The sequence below is a fragment of the Streptomyces sp. CB01373 genome (assembly GCF_002803075.1).
Classification (GTDB): domain Bacteria; phylum Actinomycetota; class Actinomycetes; order Streptomycetales; family Streptomycetaceae; genus Streptomyces.
Map to the genome: position 1 here is coordinate 116451 of NZ_NNBK01000009.1, position 20186 is coordinate 136636.

Below are 20186 nucleotides of genomic sequence, written 5' to 3' on the forward strand. Positions count from 1 at the left end.
CGCCGCGGCGCCCCCGGCCTCCGGGGTGGTCGAAGCACCCCCGAGGACCAGGTAGTATTTTCTTCGTCGCCGGCCGCGGGAAGCGGACGGCGGGAGTCATGCGCCGCTAGCTCAGTTGGTTAGAGCAGCTGACTCTTAATCAGCGGGTCCGGGGTTCGAGTCCCTGGCGGCGCACAGATGAAGGGCCCCTCGTGATGACGAGGGGCCCTTTTCGCGCCTACGGCAGGAAGCCGTCCGCCGTCGAGAAGGACGCGTGGACGACGACCATGAAGATCACGCAGCCGGTGATGAACACGCCCAGGAAAGCCAGCAGGCAGCCCGACTCCGCCGCGAGCTTCCCGCGCGCCGGGGCGTGGGCCGTCGCCCGCTCCGGCCGCTCCGCCACGTAGTGCACGGTGACGATGTCGCCCTCGACGACCGTCGCGGGTCCGTTGCTCTCCTCGAAGCGGACGCCGCGGCCGTCACGCGTGGTGAACTCGTAGACGTGGTGCAGCCTCGTGCGCACCATGCTCTCCCCGCCGCCGCTGGTCGTGGTGTACGTCCGCAGACACCGCGCCTCGGCCGTGAGCCCGCTGCCCCAGGCGCCGCGCACCTCCCGGGCCCGGCGGAGGACCCTGGTCAGCATCAGGACCGCGGCGCCGATCATGAGCAGCGGCACGACGTAGAACAACGCTTCCATGAGATCCCCCGAACTCCGGTGCCGCCGTGATCGGCCGGCGTGGGGGGAATCTACCCACGCCGGCCGGCCCGGCGGCTCAGGGAATGCTCAGATCCGCGCTCAGAACGTGACGTCGGAGCAGGCGTAGAACGCGTTGCCCGTGTCGGCGATCGTCCAGACCGCGAGGATGACGTGGTGGCCGCTCAGCCCGCTGGGCAGGTTGCCGCTGTGGCTGAGGGTGGACGGCGGGCGCTGTCCGTTGTAGGGCACCGTCAGGAACGGGGTCGTGTTCAGGTCGGCGCGGGTCAGGGCGTGGTTCTGGTTCCAGCCCTGCTTGGTCACGTAGTACTTGAAGTCCGTCGTGGCGTGCATGGCCGTGAACTGCCAGCGGAAGGTGTAGCTCTGGCCGCCGTTGACCTTGGTGGTCGGCCAGGCGCCGCCCGAGGGGGTCTTGGGGCTGTCGAGCTGGCTGAACCGGGTGTTGTTCCCGGAACAGAGCTGCCCGTCGGACGCCCCGGAGGCCGGGAAGCCCTTGGGGCCCTCGACGCTCTGCGGCTCCCACTGGATGTCGCCGCAGTTGGCGACGGTCCCGTTGTTGCAGAGCTTCTGCCGGCTGATGGGCAGGTCGGTGTAGCCGTGGCTGCTCGCGCCGCCGGTGGAGAGCACGAAGGCTCCGGCGGTCGCGATGCCGAGCACGGCTGCGGAGATCTTGGCCTTGGTGCGCATACTGCCGCTCCTGGAGACGTGGGGGAGGTTCAGTGAGCTGTGCAGGTCTAGACCAAGTTCAGGCTATTGCCGTTACTTGAACATGTCCATACCAAAGGCGGGACCTCCCCCGCCCCCGTCACGACCCCGGTTCCCGGCCTCCCGCGCAGAACGCCACCGTCAAATCCCGCACCAGCAGCTTGCGTTCGTAGTCGTCGAGATCGACAAGACCCCGCGTGGTCAGCCGGGTCACGGTGTCCTCCACCGAGTCCACCACCGAAGTGAGCATGGTCGCCCGGTGCCGCGCGTCCAGTGCGGCGACGCTGCGCCGGTGCATGGCGGCGGCGACCTCGGGCGCGTACTCGACCCGGACCGGCCGCACCGAGAACACCTCGAGACCGACCGGCGCCACCTCCCGCGCCACCAGCCGGGTCAGCGTGTCCGCGGGGGCCGCCCCGCCCCGCGCGGCGCCCGGCGGGTCCACCGGCACCCGGGCCAGCGCCGCCTCGACGCACTCGCGCAGATACGTCTCGTGGTCGTCGATCGCGAGCGTGGCCCGCGCGGTGTCCCGCACCCGCCACACCACCAGCACCACCACCCGCAGCGCGACCCCGCCCGGATCGGCGGCCGGCATCGGCTCGCTGCGCCAGTGCCGCAGCCTGACGTCGATCGGGCGGCGCGGCATCAGAGGATTGAGCCACAGCAGCCCGGTGCGCCGGACGGTCCCCCGGTAGCGGCCGAACAGGCCGAGCACCCAGGCCCGCCCGGTCCCGCCCCGGGCCAGTCCGCCGAAGCCGAACAGGGCGAGCGCTCCCGCCCCGGCGTACGCGGCCCACTGCGGTCCGCCGAGTCCGGCGCCCGCCGGCTCCGGCAGCCGCAGCGCCTGCGCCGCGACGTCCGGCAGCACCCCGGCCCACCACGAGGTGAGCACACAGCCCGCCGCTCCGCAGGCTCCGGCCAGCACCCCGGCCGCGCCGGGCAGCACGCGCGCCGGGTGCTCCGCCAGTTCGGGGTCCACCTCCGGCACCGGGCGGGCCGGCGCGGGCACCCGGCGCCCGCGCCCCAGCCGCGGCTGCTCGCCCGTGCCCTTCCTGCTGCCCACCACCGCGGGCCTGGCCGCCAGCGGGGCCGGACCGGGTTCGTCGCGGAACAGCAGATGGACGGGGATCTCGGTGGTCGACTCGTTCTGGATGAGCCGGGGGGCACAGCGGCCCGCCCGGCCGTCCGGTGCCGTCATCGCCTCGCGCCCGTCGGATTCGGGTGTGGGGGACGTGGTCGTACTCATACCTGCCTCCAGCCTCCGCGCCAGATGGTTCAGACGTTCGTACGGTGGGTCGGCGGCCCCGCGGGGACCGCGGTCATGCGAAGAGCCGGCGCCAGGTGTCCGGCCCCGGCAGGCCGTCCGCCGCGCCGCCCCGCCACCCCTGGGCGCGCTGGAAGGCCTCGACGGCCCGCCGGTCCGCGTCCGACCAGCGCGGCCCCGGCCCGTTCCGGTAGAACCGGCCGTACCCCTTCCGCACGAGCTGCCGGCCCAGCTCGGTGACGTAGCGGTTCTCGGCGCCGGGCCGGAACATCTCCCGTCCCGGATAGCCGGGCACCCCGTGCGAGGCGGGGGCCGCGGCCTTGATGTCCTTGCCCTTCCCGGTCACCAGCAGCCGCCACGTCCCCGGCCCCGGCAGCCCGTTCGCGGCCGCCCCGGTCCAGCCCTGGGCCCGCTGGAAGGCCCGGGTGGCCCGCCGGTCCGCCTCCGACCAGCGCGAGCCGGGCCCCTTGGCGTAATAGGAGGCGCCGCCGCGGGCGGCGAGCATCCGGCCGAGGCGGGCGACATGCGGGTTGTCGGCGCCGGGACCGAAGTACGCCGCTCCCGGGTACGGCGCGGAAGAGGGCGCGGCGGGGGCGGCCAGGTCCCGGGTCAGGCCCTTGTAGCGGTAGGGGACGTACCGCTTGGAGTTGCTCCAGTAGGCGTACGGGGTGGTGATGCGGCGGGTGTGCGGCGGCACCTGCTCGTAGGCGGTGTACGAGATGTGCCGCGGGTCCTTCCAGCCGCCGAAGAGCACCACGTGCGAGCCCTTCTGGGGGTTGTCGGGGTTGTGGAAGAGCAGGATGTCGCCGGGCTGGAGCTGGTCCTTGGTGATCCGCACCGCGTACTGGCCGAGGCTGCCCGTCCACTCGTTGCGCGGCAGGTTCCAGGCCATCGAGACGTAGCCCGAGCAGTCCTGGCGGTATCCGTCGCGCCAGAAGCGGCTCATGCTGTACGGCACCCGGGCGTCCAGCCACTTCTTGGCCCGGCCGACGATCAGCGACCGGGTGGTGGCGCCGATCGCGAGCGGCTCCCCCTCCTTGACCGGCCGGTTCGGCCCGTCCGGCCCGAACAGCGCGCTCACGCCGCCCTGCGGGGTCCCGGACTCGCCGCCCGGGGGCTGGTCGGCCCGCGGGGCGGACGGCCGGCCCGCGGTATGGGTGGCTGCCGCCGCCGGTACCGCCTGGCCCGCGCCGAGGGCCGCGGCGGTGACGGCCGCCACGACCAGCGCCCGGTGCGCGGCGGCCGGACGGGCCGGGGTGCGGCCGGACGGGGAGCGGAAGAGGCCGCGTCCGCGCACGCACCCGGGGCAGTCGCAGTCGCTCGCGGGATCGATGTCCTCGAACACCGGAGACCTCATGCGATCTTCCTCACAGTCAATAGGTGTATATCCCGATCTGTGCACGTTGATCATTGCCACAACTGTCCACCGGGCGCGAACATTGACGGTCCGAATGATGTACAGGGCGGCCCGGCCGGCCCCGGGGGCCGGACACAGGTGGTCGGGAGGCCCCCGCAGGTCATGTAAAGTGAACGATGTCAGTAGGCGCCGCTAGCTCAGTTGGTTAGAGCAGCTGACTCTTAATCAGCGGGTCCGGGGTTCGAGTCCCTGGCGGCGCACCACGACAAAGGCGAGCCCGGTCCCACAGGACCGGGCTCGCCTTCGCGTTTTGGCGGCCGAACCCCCTCGACGCACGTTCTTCCCGCAATGCGCGCGTATGGCCGGTAAACTCCGAGTTTCGCGTCTTGCGATCATGCTGAGCACCGTAGAACCCTGGATGTCGAACTGCCGCCTCTTTGGCGGCACTTGGGGGGTGTGAGGGATGTTGGGGGGTGTTGGGGGGTTGTAGGAGCCGGTTGTCCGGCGGCGCGGTGAGCCGTGACTCCCGCGCGCCGACGGCTGCCATGCGGCGGCCGGACAACCGGCGGGCCGCGATGCCTGTCTCCGGGGTGGGACCGACGACCAGGTGATCCGCGGCCGGCACGCACACGTCCGTCACGGGCCGAGGGGGGCCTCGAACGGGCGAAGGAACCGACGAACACGCGCTCGCATGCGTGTGGGGGGATGAGTCATGACGTCGACGCCGACGGGCGCCCGGCACGAATCCGATCCTTCTGAGACGACCCGGCTGAGAGTGCCGGGACACCGCACCGGCACCACGGGGACCTTCCGCAGAATCAAGAAGTCCCTGCCGAAGTACGACTACGAGCACTACAGCCGGCTCGCCGGCCCTCTCACCGAGCCCGACCCGGACAAGCCGTACACGGTGCAGTACCGCTCGCTGATCTCGCAGGAGCCGCACCGCGTCCGGGTCGCGCTGATGCTCGCGGCCGCGCCGCTGCTGTCGCTGGTCCTGCTGGCCTGGCTGCTCCAGCCGGCGCACTGGACCGTACGCGACTACCCGGCCTACGACTTCCTGCCGGCGCTCGACATGGTGATGCTGGTCTCGATCGGCCTGATCGAGTTCTTCCGCTGCATGAACGTGCTGTCCAACGCGCACGCCACCCTGGTCGCCCGCGACCCGGTCCCGGTGGTGCCGCAGAGCGGCACGCGGGTCGCGTTCCTGACCTCCTTCGTGCCCGGCAAGGAACCGCTGGAGATGGTGACCAGGACCCTGGAGGCCGCCGTACTGCTGCGCCACCGGGGCCTGCTGCACATCTGGCTGCTCGACGAGGGCGACGACCCGGAGGTGAAGGAGGTCTGCGCGCGCCTGGGCGTGCACCACTTCAGCCGCAAGGGCGTCGAGCGCTGGAACCAGGCCAAGGGCCCGCACCGCGCCAAGACCAAGCACGGCAACTACAACGCCTGGCTCCAGGCGCACGGCGACGAGTACGACTTCTTCGCCTCCGTCGACACCGACCACGTGCCGCTGCCCAACTACCTGGAGCGGATGCTGGGCTACTTCCGCGACCCGGACGTCGGCTTCGTGATCGGCCCGCAGGTCTACGGCAACTACGACACGTTCGTCACCAAGGCCGCCGAGTCGCAGCAGTTCCTGTTCCACGCGCTGATCCAGCGGGCCGGCAACCGCTACGGCGCGCCCATGTTCGTCGGCACCTCGAACGCCGTGCGGATCAAGGCGCTCAAGCAGATCGGCGGACTGTACGACTCGATCACCGAGGACATGGCCACCGGCTTCGAGATGCACCGCGCCAAGAACCCGGCGACCGGCCGCAAGTGGAAGTCGGTGTACACCCCGGACGTGCTCGCGGTCGGCGAGGGCCCGAACGCCTGGACCGACTTCTTCACCCAGCAGCTGCGCTGGTCGCGGGGCACCTACGAGACGATCCTCAAGCAGTACTGGAAGGGCTTCGGCACCCTGCCCGCGGGCAAGCTCTTCAACTACACGATGATGATCATCTTCTATCCGATGTCCGCCCTCAACTGGATCCTCGCGGCGCTGAGCTGCGCGCTGTTCCTGGGCCTCGGCGCCTCGGGCGTGAACATCGACCCGACCGTGTGGCTGATGCTGTACGGCAACGCCTCCGCGCTCCAGATCGGCCTGTACGTCTGGAACCGGCGCCACAACGTCTCCCCGCACGAGCCGGAGGGCTCCGGCGGGGTGGCCGGCATGGTGATGTCGGCGCTGTCGGCGCCGATCTACGCCCGCTCGCTGATGGACGCCGCACTGCGCCGCAAGAGCAAGTTCGTGGTGACCCCGAAGGGCGAGTCGGCGAGCCCCGACACGCTGTTCGGGACGTTCCGCATCCACTGGTTCTTCATCCTGGTCTTCGGCGGCTCGCTCGTCGCGGGCTTCGTCCTCGGGCACTCCCACCCGGCGATGGTCACCTGGGCGATCTTCGCCATGCTCGTCACCGCCACACCGATCTTCGCCTGGCGGTGGACCCTGCGGCAGGAGCGGCGCCGGCAGGCGACCGCGTCCGCCGCGCCTCAGCCGCCGGCCGCGGTCGCGGCGCACCCGCACCGGGCGCACACACCGGCCCAGGGGACGCCGGTCCCGGCGGCGGAGGTACCGCCGGGGCAGGGACCGGGCAACGCGGGCAGGCAGGGGCCGAGTTGGGCCGGAAAGGACGCGGCGACGGGCGAGCACACCATGGAGATCGCCCTCGGTGGACTGGGGGGACGTAAGGAATGAAGGACCAGGCCGGCCTCCGGCGCGCCCGACGGCTCGGGATCGGCGCGGTGGTGGTAGTCGCTCTAGCCGGGATGAACGGGCCGTGGCTCTACCGCTTCGGCACGGAGCGCTATCACGAGTACAAGATCAACAAGCCGGAGTACAAGGCCGAGAACGGCCACTGGGAGATCGTCGAGTTCCCCGAGGAGTACCGGCAGAACACCATCCACGCCGTGCTGCTGCACACCGGCAAGGTGCTGATGGTCGCGGGTTCGGGCAACAACAAGAAGAACTTCGACGCGCGGCGGTTCGACACCCGGATCTGGGACCCGGTCAACGGCACGATCAAGAAGGTGCCCACGCCCGAGGACCTGTTCTGCACGGGCCACACCCAGCTCGCCGACGGCAACATCCTGATCGCCGGCGGCACCAAGCGCTACGAGAAGCTCCAGGGCGACGTCACCAAGGCCGGCGGCCTGATGATCGTCCACAACGAGAACCCGGACAAGCCGATCACGCTGCCCGCGGGCACGACGTTCACCGGGAAGGAGAACGGCAGGACGTTCGTCTCCAAGGACCCGGTGCTGGTGCCGCGCGCCAAGAAGAACTTCGACAAGGCCGGCCGGTTCCTGGGCAACACCCCGGGCCTGGGCCGCATCTACGTCGAGGCGCAGAAGAGCGGCGCCCGGTACGAGACGGGCAGCCAGGACAACTACCGGATCCAGGGGCTGTCCGGCGACGACGAGCGCAACACCTACGGCATCGCGGAGAAGCTCGCCCTGGACAAGAAGGACTTCCAGGGGATCCGGGACGCCTACGAGTTCGACCCGGCCGCCGAGAAGTACATCAAGGTCGACCCGATGAACGAGGCCCGCTGGTACCCGACGCTCACCACCCTGAGCGACGGGAAGGTCCTCAGCGTCTCCGGCCTGGACGACATCGGCCAGCTGGTCCCGGGCAAGAACGAGGTCTTCGACCCCGGGACCAAGAAGTGGACGTACACGCCGAAGGTCCGCCAGTTCCCGACCTACCCGGCGCTGTTCCTCCTGCAGAACGGCAAGCTGTTCTACTCCGGCTCCAACGCGGGGTACGGTCCGGCCGACGTGGGCCGCGACCCGGGCGTCTGGGACGTGGACAGCAACGAGTTCACCAAGCTGCCCGGTCTGAGCGACGCGCGGATGATGGAGACCTCCGGCACGGTGCTGCTGCCGCCCGCGCAGGACGAGCGGTTCATGGTGATCGGCGGCGGCGGGGTGGGCGAGTCCAAGCTGGCCAGCCGGAAGACCCGGATCATCGACCTGAAGTCGAAGAACCCGCGCTTCACGGACGGCCCGACACTGGAGAAGGGCACTCGCTACCCGCAGACATCGATCCTGCCCGACGACTCCGTCCTGGTCTCCGGCGGCTCGGAGGACTACCGGGGCCGGGGCGACTCCAACATCCTCCAGGCCCGGCTCTACGACCCGGCGACCAGCACCTTCAAGCGGGTCGCCGACCCGCTGGTGGGCCGCAACTACCACGCCGGCTCGATCCTGCTGCCGGACGGCCGCTTGCTGTTCTTCGGCTCCGACTCGCTCTACGGCGACAGGGCCGACACCAAGCCCGGCACGTTCGAGCAGCGCGTCGAGATCTACACGCCGCCGTATCTGTACCGGGACGCGCGGCCCTCACTGTCGGGCGGCCCGCAGACCATCGCGCGGGGCGCCTCCGGCACGTTCACCTCGCAGCACGCCGGCACGGTCAAGAAGGTCCGGCTGATCCGCCCGAGTGCCTCCACGCATGTGACGGACGTCGACCAGCGCTCGATCGCGCTGGACTACACCATGTCCGGCGACAAGATCACGGTGACGGTGCCGAAGGGCCGGAACCTGGTGCAGTCGGGGTGGTACATGCTGTTCGCCGACGACGACCAGGGGACGCCCAGCGAGGCACAGTGGGTGAAGGTCCCGTAGCCCCGCACACAGTCCGGTAGCCCGGCAGGCAAAGGGGGCGCCCTCCGTTTCGGAGGGCGCCCCCAAGTCATGTATTCACGCCGCTACTTGCCGGCCCTCGCCAGCTTCAGGGCGTAGTCGGCCCACCAGTCCCCCGCCTTCGGGCCGCCCTTGCAGGTGCCGTCGGACTCGCCTGGCCGCTTGACCCACAGATACGCGTCGGCAAGCGGGTCGTCCGTGCTGGTCGTGGGCGTCTCGCCGAGAGCCCGCCCCGGCGGGTTGCACCAGCGTTCGCCCGGATCCCCGCCGTCGTAGGGGCCGTTGCCGTTGCGGCTGGTGTCGACGACGAAGTGCGTGCCGCCGAGCCTGGCGGACAGTTGCCTGCCGTAGGCGAGGGAGTCCTGGGTGGGGTAGAAGTTGGAGACGTTGACCGCGAAGCCGTCGGCCCGGTCCACGCCCGCGCGGCGCAGCGGCTCGAAGATCTGGTCCGGGTGGCCCCAGCCCGCGTTGCCCGCGTCCACGTACACCTTGGTGTTCTTCAGGGACTTGAGCCGTTCGACCGCGCCCTTGAGCAGGTCGTAGCGCTCGTCCTGGAACTCCTCAGGGGTGCAGCCGTCCACCAGGTGCAGCAGGGCGTCCGGCTCCAGGACCACCGTGGCCGGGCGGTCGCCGATACCCCGCGCCACGCCGTCCACCCAGGCGCGGTAGGTGTCCCCGTCGGCGGCGCCGCCCTGCGAGTACTGGCCGCAGTCGCGGTGCGGGATGTTGTAGAGGACGAGCAGCGCGGTGCGGCCCGCCTTGTCGGCGGCCTCGGTGAAACCGCGGGCCTCCGGCTCGGGGTTCTCCGGGCCGATCCACTCGCCGGTCGGCTGCCCGGCGATCTTCCGGATCTGCTCGGCCTCGGCCTTCTTCCCGGACTTGAGGTAGACGGCGACCTGACGGGCCGCGCCGCTGTCCGGGTTGACCCAGAACGGGTCGGCCTCCCTGGGCTGTTGGGTGATTGCGGCGCCGTCGTCCTTGTCATCGCCCCCGGAGGCGCACCCGGCGGCCAGCAGTGCCGCCCCCAGCACCGCCACGGACGCCCGGACCCCCGCCGCACGGGCACACGAGAGGGCCCCCCTCATGCCGTACATGCCATCCCCCTTGGTGCACTCGGCCGGTTCCCATGCTGTCACAGCTCACAGATCGTCCGAGGGCTCTCGACGGGCACGAGGGCTCATTGACCGGCGCCCGTGAGGTGCGCCGACACGACCACGTGCGCCGTGCAGCCGCCGCTCTCCCGGTCGGCGGTGGCGCCGCAGCCGATCAGCCACAGCTCGGCGCGGCCCTGCTGCCGTGCTCCGGACGCCTGCCGGACGTCGAGACCGTCGCGGGGCAGGACCTCGACGTCGTCGACGGTGAAGTCGGCGACGCTGCCGTCGTCGCGGACCACCCGGACCGCCTCGCCGGGACGCAGCGAGCCGATCCGGTCGAACGCCCCGGTCCCGTTTCCGGCGCCGAGGTCGCCCACCAGCAGCGCGGTCCCGGACGCGCCCGGTTTCACTCCGGCGCCGTACCAGCCGACCGTGCCGGACCGGTCCGCCGGCGGCGGTTCGACGGCGCCCCGCGCGTCCAGGCCGCGGGCCACCACGGGTGCCCGTACTCCCAGGCCGGGAATGTCCAGGCGCCGCGGCGGGGCGTCGGCCGGCGGGTCGGCCGCCGCGGGCGGCCGGTCCGCGGAAGGCCGGCCGGCCGCGGCCATGTCCCCGGTCGCCGACGGGGCCAGGGACTCCCGTACGTCGGCCAGATCGCGTCCCCACAGCCACAGCCCGAGCAGCAGCACCACCCAGGCCAGGCCGGCCAGGAGGCGCCCGGTGCAGCGGGAGCGGGTGCGGGTGCCGTCGTGGTCGGACATGACGGTCCCGCCCTCAGCGCGACCCGCGGTCGCGACGGCCGCGCGCCCGTGGGAGAAGGACGGCCGCCCCGGCGGCACCGGCGAGCACCAGCCCGGTCACCTCGTGCGCCGCGCCGGGCGCGGGCGGAGCGGCGGGTGCGGGGGTGGCCCCGGGGGTCCGGGTGGCTGGAACGAACAGTGCCGGTGGTGTGCGTGGTGGGCTCGGGGGAGCCGCGGCCACGGGTGGCTTCGACGGCGCTACGGCGGCGAGGGCGCCCGGGGCCGCCGGAGGGCCGGACGGAAGCGGACCGCCCGTGCCCGTTCCGTCCACGGCGTCGGCCGCCGGGACGAGTGCCGCGGCCGCCAGAAGTCCCGTGCAGAGTGTGAGGCGCAATGGACCCATCGTGAAACCTCCGCCATCAGGAGACTCCCGACGGGCCCGGGCCGCATCCGCTGGGGTGCGGTGCTGCTCCGTACGGGTGAGAAGAGGTTTGTGAACGGGAAGCGGTTCGCGGACGGGGCTCTCAGATCCGCTCGACGAGGTCCGCGATCGAGTCGACGACGTGGGACGGCCGGAACGGGTAGCGGTCGATCTCGCCCGGCTGCGTGACACCGCTGAGCACCAGGAACGTCCGCATCCCCGCCTCCAGGCCCGCGAGCACATCGGTGTCCATACGGTCGCCGATCATCGCGGAGGTCTCCGAGTGGGCACCGATCGCGTTCAGCCCGGCGCGCATCATCAGCGGGTTGGGCTTGCCGATGAAGTACGGCTTCCTGCCGGTCGCCGCGGTGATCAGGGCGGCGACCGAGCCGGTCGCGGGCAGGGCGCCCTCGGCGGACGGGCCCACGTTGTCCGGGTTGGTGGCGATGAACCGGGCGCCGTCGTTGATCAGCCGCACGGCCTTCGTCATGGCCTCGAACGAGTACGTCCGGGTCTCGCCCAGGATCACGAAGTCCGGGTCGTGGTCGGTGAGGATGTAGCCGATGTCGTGCAGCGCGGTGGTCAGGCCGGCCTCGCCGATGACGTAGGCGCTGCCGCCGGGCCGCTGGTCGTCGAGGAACTGGGCGGTGGCCAGGGCGGACGTCCAGATGTTCTCCATCGGCACGTCAAGGCCCATGCGCTGCAGGCGGGCGTGCAGGTCGCGCTGGGTGTAGATGGAGTTGTTGGTCAGCACCAGGAACGGCCGGCCGGAATCACGCAGCTTCTTCAGGAAGGCGTCGGCACCGGGGATCGGAACACCCTCGTGGATCAGGACACCGTCCATGTCGGTGAGCCACGACTCGATGGGCTTGCGGTCTGCCATGTGCTTCGGCCTCCTGCCGTACGCGTACTTGCGTGAGTCCAGCCTAGCCAGTGGCCGGATCCTGCCGGTGGCCGGTTCAGCTGATGGACGGCCCGAGCAGCGCGATGACCTCGCCGGGTTCGACGGTGACGGAGTCGAAGCGGATTCCCATCATCCGGCTTCCCTGAACAGGGCGGGCAACTCGGCCACGGAGCCGAGGACATGGGTGGCGCCGGCGTCGTGGAGGTCCTGGGCGCCGTGCGCGCCGGTCAGCACTCCGGCGACGACGCCCGCCCCGGCGCGGACGCCGCTGAGCACGTCGTAGGAGGTGTCGCCGACGACGGCCACCTGCCGCACGCCGTCGGCCGCCTTGGTGCGGACGAACGCCTCCAGGACCATGTCGGGGTAGGGCCGCCCGCGCCCGCCGGCGTCGGCCGGGCAGAGGGTGAGCGGCACGAGATCCCGCCAGCCGAGCGCGTCGAGGATCGCGTCCTGGGTGACGCGTGCGAAGCCGGTGGTCAGCACGACCGTGCGGCCGTCGGCCCGCAGCTCCTCGACGGCCTCGCGGGCGCCGGGGACCGGGGCGATGAGGCCCCCGTCGACGAGGTCGCCGTACGCCTTCTCGAAGGCGGCGTTGGCGCGCTGGGCCAGGTCCTCGGCGCCGAACAGGTGCCGGAAGACGGAGATCTTGGACTCGCCCATGGTGGCGCGGACGTAGGCGAGCTTGCCGGCGTGGTCGGCGGAGCCGGGCTCGACGCCGAGTTCGGCGGCGGCCGCGGCGAAGGCGCGCTCGACCAGGCCGCCGTCGGCGACGGTGGTGCCCGCCATGTCCAGTACGACGAGGCGGATGTCGTTGGTCGTCAGGTCGGTCATCGGTTCCTCACCAGTCCAGTTCGTCAGCGGTCTGCTCGGCGATCGCGGGTGCGCAGGTCATGCCGCGCCCGCCGGGCCCGGTGACCAGCCACACCCCGTCGCGCACCTGCTGCCGGTGCACGACCCGGCCGGGGTCGGTGCACTGCGCGTACACGCCGGCCCAGCGGCGGCGGACCTTCGGCAGCGGACGGCCGAGGAGGGACTCCACGACACGGGTGAGGTGCTCGTAGGGGTCCTCGACGGTGTCGAAGGCGAAGGGGTGCTCGTACTCGTGGGTGTCGCCGATGGTGAGTCCGCCGTCGGCGCGCTGCACCATGAGGAGCTGCATCCGGTGGGCTGCGGCGATCTCGGCCTGCGGCCGGCCGGCGTTGAGTTCGTCCAGGGCCTCGGACGCGTAGGCCGGGTAGTACCGGAAGCTGTCGGCGTCCGCGACCGACGTCGGCAGCGGCTCGCCGAGCGGGTCGGTCTGCATCATCTGGAGCCGTACGCGGCGGACCGGCAGGCCGGGGCCGGCGAGTTCCCGTACGAGTCCGCCGAGCCAGGCTCCCGTGCACAGCACCACCGCGTCGGCGGTGTGGACGTCGCCGTGGTCGTCGCGGACGGCGCCCTCGCCGACGACGTCCCGGACCTCGCGCCCGGGCAGAAAGGTGTAGTTCGGGTGCTTGAGCAGTTCGGCGCGCAGGGCGAGCTGGGCGGTGCGCGGCTCGACGGCCGCGTCGCGCTCGCAGTACAGGGCCGCGTCGAACTCGCCGCGCAGGGCGGGGTTGAGGGCGCGGGCCTCGTCCGGGGTGAGCAGCTCGCGGCCGCGGACGGCGGCGTCGGGGCGGGCCACGGCGGCCTCGGCCACGGCGCGTTCGAGGTCGCCGCGGACGGGGGTCAGGGAGCCGTTGGCGCGGAAGCCCAGCGCGGGGACGCGGCCGCCGATCTCCTCCCACAGTTCCCGGGCGCGCAGGGCGGTGTCGAGTTCCTCGCCGGCCGCGCGGCCGCTGACCCATATCTGCCCGAAGTTGCGCAGCGAGGCGCCTCGGGCCTCGGCCTCGCGCTCGATCTGTACGACCTCGTGGCCGCGTTCCACTGCGTGCCAGGCGTGCATGGTGCCCACCACGCCGGCTCCTACGACTGTCACTCTCACGACGACCACGTTCCTTTCGGATGGGGAACCACAGGGGTCCTGCTGACAACGAGAGCCTGAACGAGTCGGCAGAATTGGGCTAGACCCGTTATCTTTTCGTTATTCGCAGGGGGTGGATCGGCCCGGTTCGTCGGTGGCGCCGGCGGGTGGTGGCTCAGCCGCGCAGATGGGTGGTGAAGGAGAACCGGTCCCCCCGGTACAGGCTCCGCACCCGCTCCAGCGGGCGCCCCTCCGTGTCGCGTGAGACGCGGTGGATCAGCAGCATGGGGACCGCGGGCGGGGTGCCGATGAGCAGGGCCTCGCGCGGAGTGGCGAGCACCGTCTCGATGCGCTCGTCGGCGTCTCCGAAGGCGATGCCCAGTTCCTGGAGGTAGGCGTAGAAGGACGAGTCCGGGTCGAATCCGGTGTCCAGGTCGGGTACGCGGGCCACCGCCACGTAGGTGCTCTCCAGGCCGACCCGCTCCTCGTCCGCGAGGAGCACGCGCTCCAGGTGCCAGACGGGCTCGCCGCGGGTCAGGCCCGTCTCGGCGGCGAGGGCCTCCGGGCAGGGGAAGCGGTCCAGGGTGACGAGGGAGCGTCCGGGGGTGCGGCCCTGCCGCCGTACGCCTTCGGTGTAGCTGACCAGGGACAGCGGCTGCTCCAGCTTGGGGCCGGCGACGACCGTGCCGCGGCCCTGGCGCCGCAGCTTGCCCTCCAGGACGAGTTCGCGCACCGCCTGCCGCACGGTCTCGCGGGCGACCCCGTACTCCTCGGACAAATCGCGCTCGGTGGGGATCGGGCGGCCCTCGTCCAGTCCGCCGACGAGGTCGTCGATCCTCGCCTTCACCGCGTAGTACTTGGGAATGCGGCCGTGCTCCGGAATACCGGAACGCACGGGGGCGCCGGGGGCCTGGTCGTTGGGGTAGTCCACGCGGGAGATCGTCGCAGATCCGGGCGGGGGCTCGAGCGGTGGCTCGGGGTCAGCCGCGTCTGCGGGTCAGCGTCAGGGCGCCGCCGGTGGCGAGCAGCGCGGCGGCGACCGTGAGCGCTCCGGGCGGGGTGACCGGGCCCGTGCGGGCGAGTTCGCCGGGAACGTGGTCGCCGGGGGCGTGGCGGCCGCGGGGCGGCCTCGGGTGGTGCGGGCCGGTGTCGGCGTCGTCGGGGTCCGTGTCGATGCGGAACGCGTAGTCGTCGGACTGGCCGACCCAGTCCCCGTTGCCGTCGTGCCGCTGCACCACGGCGGCCGTCGCGGTGACCTCGTCGGCGACGGCGTCGGAGGTGATCTCCAGCCGAACCGTCACGGTGACGGTCTCGCCCGGGCCGACGGTGAAACCGGGCGGACCGGCGTCGAAGGGACCGACGAGTTCCTGCTGATCGGTGGTCTCGAAGGACACCGGATGCGCTTCGGAGCCGTTGTAGAACTCCATGTGGGCCTGGTCCGCCCTGAGAGCGCGCCGGGTGTCTACGAGCACCACGACCGGGTGGATGGCGGAGCAGGTGCGGGAGGTCGTGTTGGTGAGGTCGATGAGGAAGTCGCCGTATCCGCCGCCCGCCCAGTAGGTGTCGGGGCCCCCGTGGATCCGGCTGGTGATCGGGAACTGACGGTCGTCCGGCCCGGCGCAGGTGAGCCCCGACACGGCATGGGCCGGTGCGGCCGGAAGGGCGACGGCTGCGGCAAGGCAGAGGAACAGGGACGTGCACAGGCGCATGAACACATGACCGTGCCGGACAGCCCGGCCCCGGCAGGTCAGCCACCCCGACCCGCCCACGAACGCCCCCACAAGTCCGCCCGATCGGCCCCGGGGACGGGCGCGGGCCCCAAAGACACGCGCGGGTCCGGGCGGGCCAGGCGGGCGAAGGCGGGCACGCGAGGCCGGACGAGGCCGAGGCGGACACGCGCGGCCGGACGAGGCCGAGGCGCCCGGCAGTCAGCCGTCCCCCCGGCCGAACACCGGCGCGAGCAGCAACTGGGCCGCGCCTTCCGCGACCCCGCGCTCACCTCCCGGCGCGATCCGGACCGGCACCGCGTCACCCGGCGCGCCCTCCCGCCGGGCCCGCGCCACGAGCACGTCGGCCACGCCCGTCACGAACGCCTCCGGAGCCGCCGCCACCGTACGGCCGCCGAGCAGCACCAACTCGATGTCCAGCAGGCCGACGAGGTTCGCGGCCCCGGCCCCCAGCACGCGCGCCGCCTCCGCGATCTCCCCCCGTTCCACGGCCGCGAGGCACAACACCTCGACGCACCCCCGGTCCCCGCACCCGCACAACGGCCCGTCCAGCTGGATCACCTGGTGCCCGAACTCACCCGCCCCGGTCCGCGCCCCCCGGTGCACGCGCCCTGCGATCACCAGCCCGGCCCCGAGCCCGGTTCCGAGGTGGAGGTACGCGAACGAACGGCCCTCCCCCGCGACCGCCAGCCCAAGCGCCGCCGCGTTCGTGTCCTTGTCGACCACGACCGGCACCCCGAGCCGCCGCGCGAGCGCGTCCCGCAACGGAAACCCGTCCCACTCCGGAAACCCGGTCACCCGATGCAGCACCCCCCGCCGATGATCAAGCGGCCCGGGCAACGCCACCCCGGCTCCGAGGAGGGTCCGGACGTCGGAGGGCCGGGCGCGAGTTCCCTCGGCCGTGGCCGCCCCGGCCTCCGCCGCTCCGCGCCCCAGCACCTCCCCCACCAGCCCCTCCACCTCGCGAGCCACCGTCGCCACGACGGACTCCGCGCCCGCGCCGAGGTTCAGCGGGCCACGGCGTTCGCCGGTCACGGTGCCGTTCAGGTCGACGACGACCAGACGGAGTTCGTCGCGCTCGACGTGGACCCCCACCGCGTGCCCCGCCTCCGGCACCAGTCGCAGCACCGTGCGCGGTTTACCGCCCGTCGACGCCCGCCGGCCCGCCTCCGCCGCGAGGCCCTGCTGCCGCAGCCGTGCCGTGATCTTGCTGACCGCCTGCGGAGTCAGCCCGGTCCGCTCCGCGAGTTCCAGCCGGCTGATCCCCTCCGCGCCCGCCCCGCGCAGCAGATCGAGCACCAGCGCGGCGTTGTGGCTGCGCAGGGCCGGCAGGTTCACCCCCGCCGTCCCCCTGCCCGTCACTCCCGAGACCGTCACCGCGTCCGCTCCGCCCTTCCACCGCTCACACAGCACTACTCACACAGCACTGCTCACAGAACACGGTCCACGCAGCACCGCTCTCGTAGCCATTCTGCCCGCCGCTTGCACTTCGGCAACAGCGTTGCGAAAGTAGGGCCCATGACTGGCACCCCCCTCCGCGTCGGCCTCGTCGGCTATGGCCTCGCCGGCTCCGTCTTCCACGCCCCGCTGATCGCCGCGACAGAGGGCCTGGCCCTGGACACGGTCGTCACCTCGAACCCGCAGCGGCAGGAGCAGGCCCGCGCGGACTTCCCGGACATCCGCCTCGCCGCCGCCCCCGACGAGCTGTTCGCCCGCGCCGGCGAGCTGGACCTGGTCGTCCTCGCCTCCCCGAACAAGACGCACGTCCCGCTCGCCATGGCCGCCCTGAAGGCGGGCCTGCCGGTGGTCGTGGACAAGCCGATCGCCGGGACCGCGGCCGAGGCCCGCGACCTCGCCGCCCTGGCCGACGAACGCGGACTGCTCCTGTCCGTCTTCCAGAACCGCCGCTGGGACAACGACTTCCTCACCCTGCGCCGGCTGCTCGCCGAGGGCGAGCTGGGCGACGTATGGCGGTTCGAGTCCCGTTTCGAGCGCTGGCGTCCGCAGCCGAAGGGCGGCTGGCGCGAGTCCGGCGACCCCGCGGAGATCGGAGGCCTGCTGTACGACCTCGGCAGTCACGTGGTCGACCAGGCCCTGGTGCTGTTCGGCCCCGCCACCCTGGTGTACGCCGAGTCGGTGGTGCGCCGCGCCGGCGCCGAGGCGGACGACGACACCTTCATCGCGATCACCCACGCCAATGGCGTCCGCTCCCACCTCCACGTCTCCGCGACGGCCGCCCAACTCGGCCCCCGTTTCCGGGTGCTGGGTTCCCGGGCGGGCTATGTGAAGTACGGCCTGGACCCGCAGGAGGCCGCGCTGCGGGAAGGCACCCGCCCGAACACCGACGGCTGGGGCGTCGAGGACGAGGCTCTGTGGGGCCGCGTCGGCTCCGGCGACTCGCCACTGACCGGCGGCGGCCGTCCCGTACCGAGCGTGCCCGGCGACTACCCGGCGTACTACGCGGCCGTCGCCGCCGCCCTCCGCGACGGCGCCCCGAACCCGGTGACCGCCCAGGAGGCCGCCGCCGCCCTCGACGTCCTGGAGGCGGCCCGCCGCTCGGCCCGTGACGGCGTGGCGGTGCCGCTGTGACGAACGACGCGCGCCCGGCCCCCGCGGCCACCCCGAGCATCGAGGAACTGGAGGCCCAGGAACGCCGTCTGGTCCTCCCCCGCTTCACGTACGACGACGCCTGGGCGCTGGGCTCGCTCCTCGTGGAACTGGCACGGGAGCGGCAGGCCCCGGTCGCCGTCGACATCCACCGCGCCGGCCAGCAGCTCTTCCACGCGGCCCTGCCCGGCTCGACCCCCGACAACGACGCCTGGATCGCCCGCAAACGCCGCGTGGTGGAGCGCTACGGCTGCGCCTCCTACCTGGTCGGCGCCCGATTCCGGGCCAAGGGCACGACCTTCGAGGCCTCCTCCCGCCTGGATCCTGACCTGTACGCGGCCCACGGCGGTTCGTTCCCGCTGCACGTCGAGGGCGCGGGCGTGATCGGCGCGGTGACGGTGTCCGGACTGCCGCAGCTGGAGGACCACCGGATGGTGGTCGAGGCACTGGAGCGGTTCCTGGGCGAGGGGTGAGGGAGCACGAGGATCACCGCCGGCCCACCCGCCCGGTCGCGTTCAGAGGCGCCAGAGCAGCGCGATCAGGCTGACGAACGCCAACAGGCTCATCGGAACCAGGAAGGGTGAGACACCGGGCCGCCGGGAGGCCGAACGGGACAGTGCGGCGATGGTCCTGGCATTCGCCAGGGCCGCTGCCGTCCAGAACACCGTCCAGAGCGGTTCGAAGAGCCAGGCCGGGGAGTCGGCGAAGAAGTTGTAGCCCAGCAACCAGTTGAAGCCGTCGTTCAGCGACACCACGGCGGCCACCAGGAGCGTCCAGGGCATGCAGAGGATGACGGCCAGGAACCGGGCCGTCGAGTCGGTGTCCACCAGGCCCAGGCCCTCGGCCGATGCCAGGATCCCCAGAACGGCGACAGAGCCGACGTATGCGCGGGTGGTCCAGTCGCTCGTCGCGTCGTTCAGAGCGCAGCGGGTGTTCAGGGTGGCGGTCACGAGCAGCCCTTCGCTCAAGGTGATCCCTCCGGGGTCACTCAAGATCAAGATTACTGCTCCAGGGGGAAGCCGCGGATTGTCCCGGGACGCCCTCCGGTTGGGGACTGCCCCAGGCGCGACGATCAAGCCACAGCACCCCATCCGGAGGGATCGGAACCGATGAACGACACCACAGGCCACGCGCACTCCTTGCGGGAGACCATCGGCCGGTACGGCATCTGGAGCATCGGACTCCGCTCGGAGAACGCGGCCCGGCGCGGCGAACTCGCCGAGGCGGCCGCGGAGTTGGAGGAACTCGGCTACGGAACCATCTGGCTGGGCGGCAACAGCACCGCCCGCAACGCCGCCCCGCTGATCGAGGCGACCGGGCGGATCGCCGTCGCCACCAGCATCCAGAGCGTCTGGCAGCAGGACGCCGGCGACAGCGGGGCGGAGTTCACGGCGCTGGAGGCCGCCCACCCCGGCCGCTTCCTGCTCGGGCTCGGAGTGAGCCACGGCCCGCGTGTGCAGCAGTACCGGAAGCCGTACTCGACGATGGTCGGCTATCTGGACCGGCTCGACGAGCTCGACCGGTCGGGTGAGGGCGGCGTGCCCGCCGGGCGCCGCGTCCTGGCCGCCCTCGGCCCCAGGATGCTGCGGCTCGCCCGGGACCGTGCGGCCGGCGCGATCCCGTACCTGACCACGCCGGACCACACCGCGCAGGCCCGCGAGATCCTGGGCGAGGCGCCGCTGCTGGCACCGGAGTTCAAGGTCGTCCTGGAGACCGACCCGGCCCGCGCCCGCGCGGTGGCCCGCGAGTACCTCGCCCCCTACCTGGAGCTGCCGAACTACACCGACAACTTCCTGCGCCTCGGCTTCACCGACTCCGACGTCACCGGCGGCGGCAGCGACCGCCTGATCGACGCGGTGTTCGCCTGGGGCGAGGAGTCCCAGATCCGCGAGCGGATCGAGGCGTTCCACGCGGCGGGCGCCGACCACGTGGCGCTCCAGGTGGTCACCGCCGGCCCGCGCGACGCCCTGCCCAGGGAGGCGTGGCGCAGCCTGGCCCCCCTGCCGGCGTGACCGGACCGCACCGCCCCAACCCGCGGTGCG

General features: G+C 72.3%; 18 protein-coding genes and 2 tRNA genes. 7 read left to right on the forward strand and 13 right to left on the reverse strand.

The features are described from left to right. Positions 1-100: 100 nt before the first annotated feature. Positions 101-174: transfer RNA gene (locus CG719_RS15685), tRNA-Lys, on the forward strand. Positions 175-217: 43 nt separating this feature from the next. Here CG719_RS15685 and CG719_RS15690 read toward each other — a convergent pair. From CG719_RS15690 to CG719_RS15705, 4 genes are all read right to left on the reverse strand, one after another. Then, positions 218-679 (reverse strand): DUF3592 domain-containing protein, encoded by a 462-nt coding sequence (locus CG719_RS15690; RefSeq protein WP_100569239.1) that lies wholly within the window; start codon positions 677-679, stop codon positions 218-220. Positions 680-778: 99 nt separating this feature from the next. Beyond that, complete coding sequence (locus tag CG719_RS15695; protein ID WP_100569240.1) at positions 779-1384, reverse strand: lytic polysaccharide monooxygenase auxiliary activity family 9 protein; 606 nt, start codon at positions 1382-1384, stop codon at positions 779-781. Between the two features lie 118 nt (positions 1385-1502). Continuing rightward, positions 1503-2648 carry an SPFH domain-containing protein gene (locus CG719_RS15700; RefSeq protein WP_100569241.1) on the reverse strand — a complete coding sequence of 382 codons (1146 nt, stop codon included), beginning with the start codon at positions 2646-2648 and terminating at the stop codon, positions 1503-1505. Between the two features lie 73 nt (positions 2649-2721). Next, positions 2722-4023 carry a peptidoglycan-binding protein gene (locus CG719_RS15705; protein WP_100569242.1) on the reverse strand — a complete coding sequence of 434 codons (1302 nt, stop codon included), beginning with the start codon at positions 4021-4023 and terminating at the stop codon, positions 2722-2724. Positions 4024-4209: 186 nt separating this feature from the next. On the opposite strand from CG719_RS15705, the gene CG719_RS15710 reads away from it, so the two are divergent. From CG719_RS15710 to CG719_RS15720, 3 genes are all read left to right on the forward strand, one after another. Then, positions 4210-4286 (forward strand) — tRNA-Lys (locus CG719_RS15710). A gap of 449 nt (positions 4287-4735) precedes the next feature. Continuing rightward, positions 4736-6760 (forward strand): glycosyltransferase family 2 protein, encoded by a 2025-nt coding sequence (locus CG719_RS15715; protein ID WP_100569243.1) that lies wholly within the window; start codon positions 4736-4738, stop codon positions 6758-6760. Continuing rightward, a complete protein-coding gene (locus CG719_RS15720) occupies positions 6757-8691 on the forward strand; it encodes a kelch motif-containing protein (RefSeq protein ID WP_100569244.1) in 1935 nt (644 codons plus the stop codon). The genes CG719_RS15715 and CG719_RS15720 overlap by 4 nt, the downstream gene beginning before the upstream one ends. An 83-nt stretch (positions 8692-8774) precedes the next feature. Here the strand turns inward: CG719_RS15720 and CG719_RS15725 are convergent, their stop codons facing one another. From CG719_RS15725 to CG719_RS15760, 8 genes are all read right to left on the reverse strand, one after another. After that, a complete protein-coding gene (locus CG719_RS15725; RefSeq protein ID WP_100569245.1) occupies positions 8775-9803 on the reverse strand; it encodes a glycoside hydrolase family 6 protein in 1029 nt (342 codons plus the stop codon). Between the two features lie 83 nt (positions 9804-9886). Next, a complete protein-coding gene (locus CG719_RS15730; protein WP_100569246.1) occupies positions 9887-10564 on the reverse strand; it encodes a sortase domain-containing protein in 678 nt (225 codons plus the stop codon). Positions 10565-11067: 503 nt separating this feature from the next. Continuing rightward, positions 11068-11847 (reverse strand): HAD-IIA family hydrolase, encoded by a 780-nt coding sequence (locus tag CG719_RS15735; protein WP_100569247.1) that lies wholly within the window; start codon positions 11845-11847, stop codon positions 11068-11070. A 150-nt stretch (positions 11848-11997) separates the two neighbouring features. Next, entirely contained in the window at positions 11998-12699 is a 702-nt protein-coding gene (locus CG719_RS15740) for a phosphonatase-like hydrolase (RefSeq protein WP_100569248.1), read from the reverse strand. A 7-nt stretch (positions 12700-12706) separates the two neighbouring features. After that, on the reverse strand, positions 12707-13831 hold the full coding sequence (locus tag CG719_RS15745; protein ID WP_100569398.1) for a TIGR03364 family FAD-dependent oxidoreductase: 1125 nt from the start codon (positions 13829-13831) through the stop codon (positions 12707-12709). Positions 13832-13985: 154 nt separating this feature from the next. Then, the gene (locus CG719_RS15750; protein WP_100569249.1) at positions 13986-14741 is read right to left on the reverse strand and encodes a GntR family transcriptional regulator; all 756 of its coding nucleotides are present in this window, start codon (positions 14739-14741) and stop codon (positions 13986-13988) included. Positions 14742-14790: 49 nt separating this feature from the next. Then, entirely contained in the window at positions 14791-15519 is a 729-nt protein-coding gene (locus CG719_RS15755; RefSeq protein ID WP_234375602.1) for a hypothetical protein, read from the reverse strand. 219 nt (positions 15520-15738) lie between these two features. Next, positions 15739-16914, reverse strand: a complete 1176-nt coding sequence (locus CG719_RS15760; protein WP_100569251.1) for an ROK family transcriptional regulator — start codon at positions 16912-16914, stop codon at positions 15739-15741. A 141-nt stretch (positions 16915-17055) separates the two neighbouring features. On the opposite strand from CG719_RS15760, the gene CG719_RS15765 reads away from it, so the two are divergent. After that, a complete protein-coding gene (locus CG719_RS15765) occupies positions 17056-18126 on the forward strand; it encodes a Gfo/Idh/MocA family oxidoreductase (protein WP_100569252.1) in 1071 nt (356 codons plus the stop codon). Next, a complete protein-coding gene (locus tag CG719_RS15770; RefSeq protein WP_100569253.1) occupies positions 18123-18617 on the forward strand; it encodes a heme-degrading domain-containing protein in 495 nt (164 codons plus the stop codon). The genes CG719_RS15765 and CG719_RS15770 overlap by 4 nt, the downstream gene beginning before the upstream one ends. Positions 18618-18659: 42 nt before the next feature. Here the strand turns inward: CG719_RS15770 and CG719_RS15775 are convergent, their stop codons facing one another. Then, entirely contained in the window at positions 18660-19112 is a 453-nt protein-coding gene (locus CG719_RS15775; protein WP_100569254.1) for an SCO4225 family membrane protein, read from the reverse strand. Between the two features lie 141 nt (positions 19113-19253). Here CG719_RS15775 and CG719_RS15780 point away from each other — a divergent pair, with 141 nt between their 5' ends. Further along, positions 19254-20156, forward strand: a complete 903-nt coding sequence (locus CG719_RS15780) for an LLM class F420-dependent oxidoreductase (RefSeq protein WP_100569255.1) — start codon at positions 19254-19256, stop codon at positions 20154-20156. The last annotated feature ends 30 nt before the right edge of the window (positions 20157-20186 follow it).

Excerpts from the sequence above, each read along its gene's own strand:
- CG719_RS15690 (WP_100569239.1), bottom strand. The coding sequence starts at position 679 with ATGGAAGCGTTGTTCTACGTCGTGCCGCTGCTCATGATCGGCGCCGCG.
- CG719_RS15695 (WP_100569240.1), bottom strand. The coding sequence starts at position 1,384 with ATGCGCACCAAGGCCAAGATCTCCGCAGCCGTGCTCGGCATCGCGACC.
- CG719_RS15700 (WP_100569241.1), bottom strand. The coding sequence starts at position 2,648 with ATGAGTACGACCACGTCCCCCACACCCGAATCCGACGGGCGCGAGGCG.
- CG719_RS15705 (WP_100569242.1), bottom strand. The coding sequence starts at position 4,023 with ATGAGGTCTCCGGTGTTCGAGGACATCGATCCCGCGAGCGACTGCGAC.
- CG719_RS15715 (WP_100569243.1), top strand. The coding sequence starts at position 4,736 with ATGACGTCGACGCCGACGGGCGCCCGGCACGAATCCGATCCTTCTGAG.
- CG719_RS15720 (WP_100569244.1), top strand. The coding sequence starts at position 6,757 with ATGAAGGACCAGGCCGGCCTCCGGCGCGCCCGACGGCTCGGGATCGGC.
- CG719_RS15725 (WP_100569245.1), bottom strand. The coding sequence starts at position 9,803 with ATGTACGGCATGAGGGGGGCCCTCTCGTGTGCCCGTGCGGCGGGGGTC.
- CG719_RS15730 (WP_100569246.1), bottom strand. The coding sequence starts at position 10,564 with ATGTCCGACCACGACGGCACCCGCACCCGCTCCCGCTGCACCGGGCGC.
- CG719_RS15735 (WP_100569247.1), bottom strand. The coding sequence starts at position 11,847 with ATGGCAGACCGCAAGCCCATCGAGTCGTGGCTCACCGACATGGACGGT.
- CG719_RS15740 (WP_100569248.1), bottom strand. The coding sequence starts at position 12,699 with ATGACCGACCTGACGACCAACGACATCCGCCTCGTCGTACTGGACATG.
- CG719_RS15755 (WP_234375602.1), bottom strand. The coding sequence starts at position 15,519 with ATGCGCCTGTGCACGTCCCTGTTCCTCTGCCTTGCCGCAGCCGTCGCC.
- CG719_RS15765 (WP_100569252.1), top strand. The coding sequence starts at position 17,056 with ATGACTGGCACCCCCCTCCGCGTCGGCCTCGTCGGCTATGGCCTCGCC.
- CG719_RS15780 (WP_100569255.1), top strand. The coding sequence starts at position 19,254 with ATGAACGACACCACAGGCCACGCGCACTCCTTGCGGGAGACCATCGGC.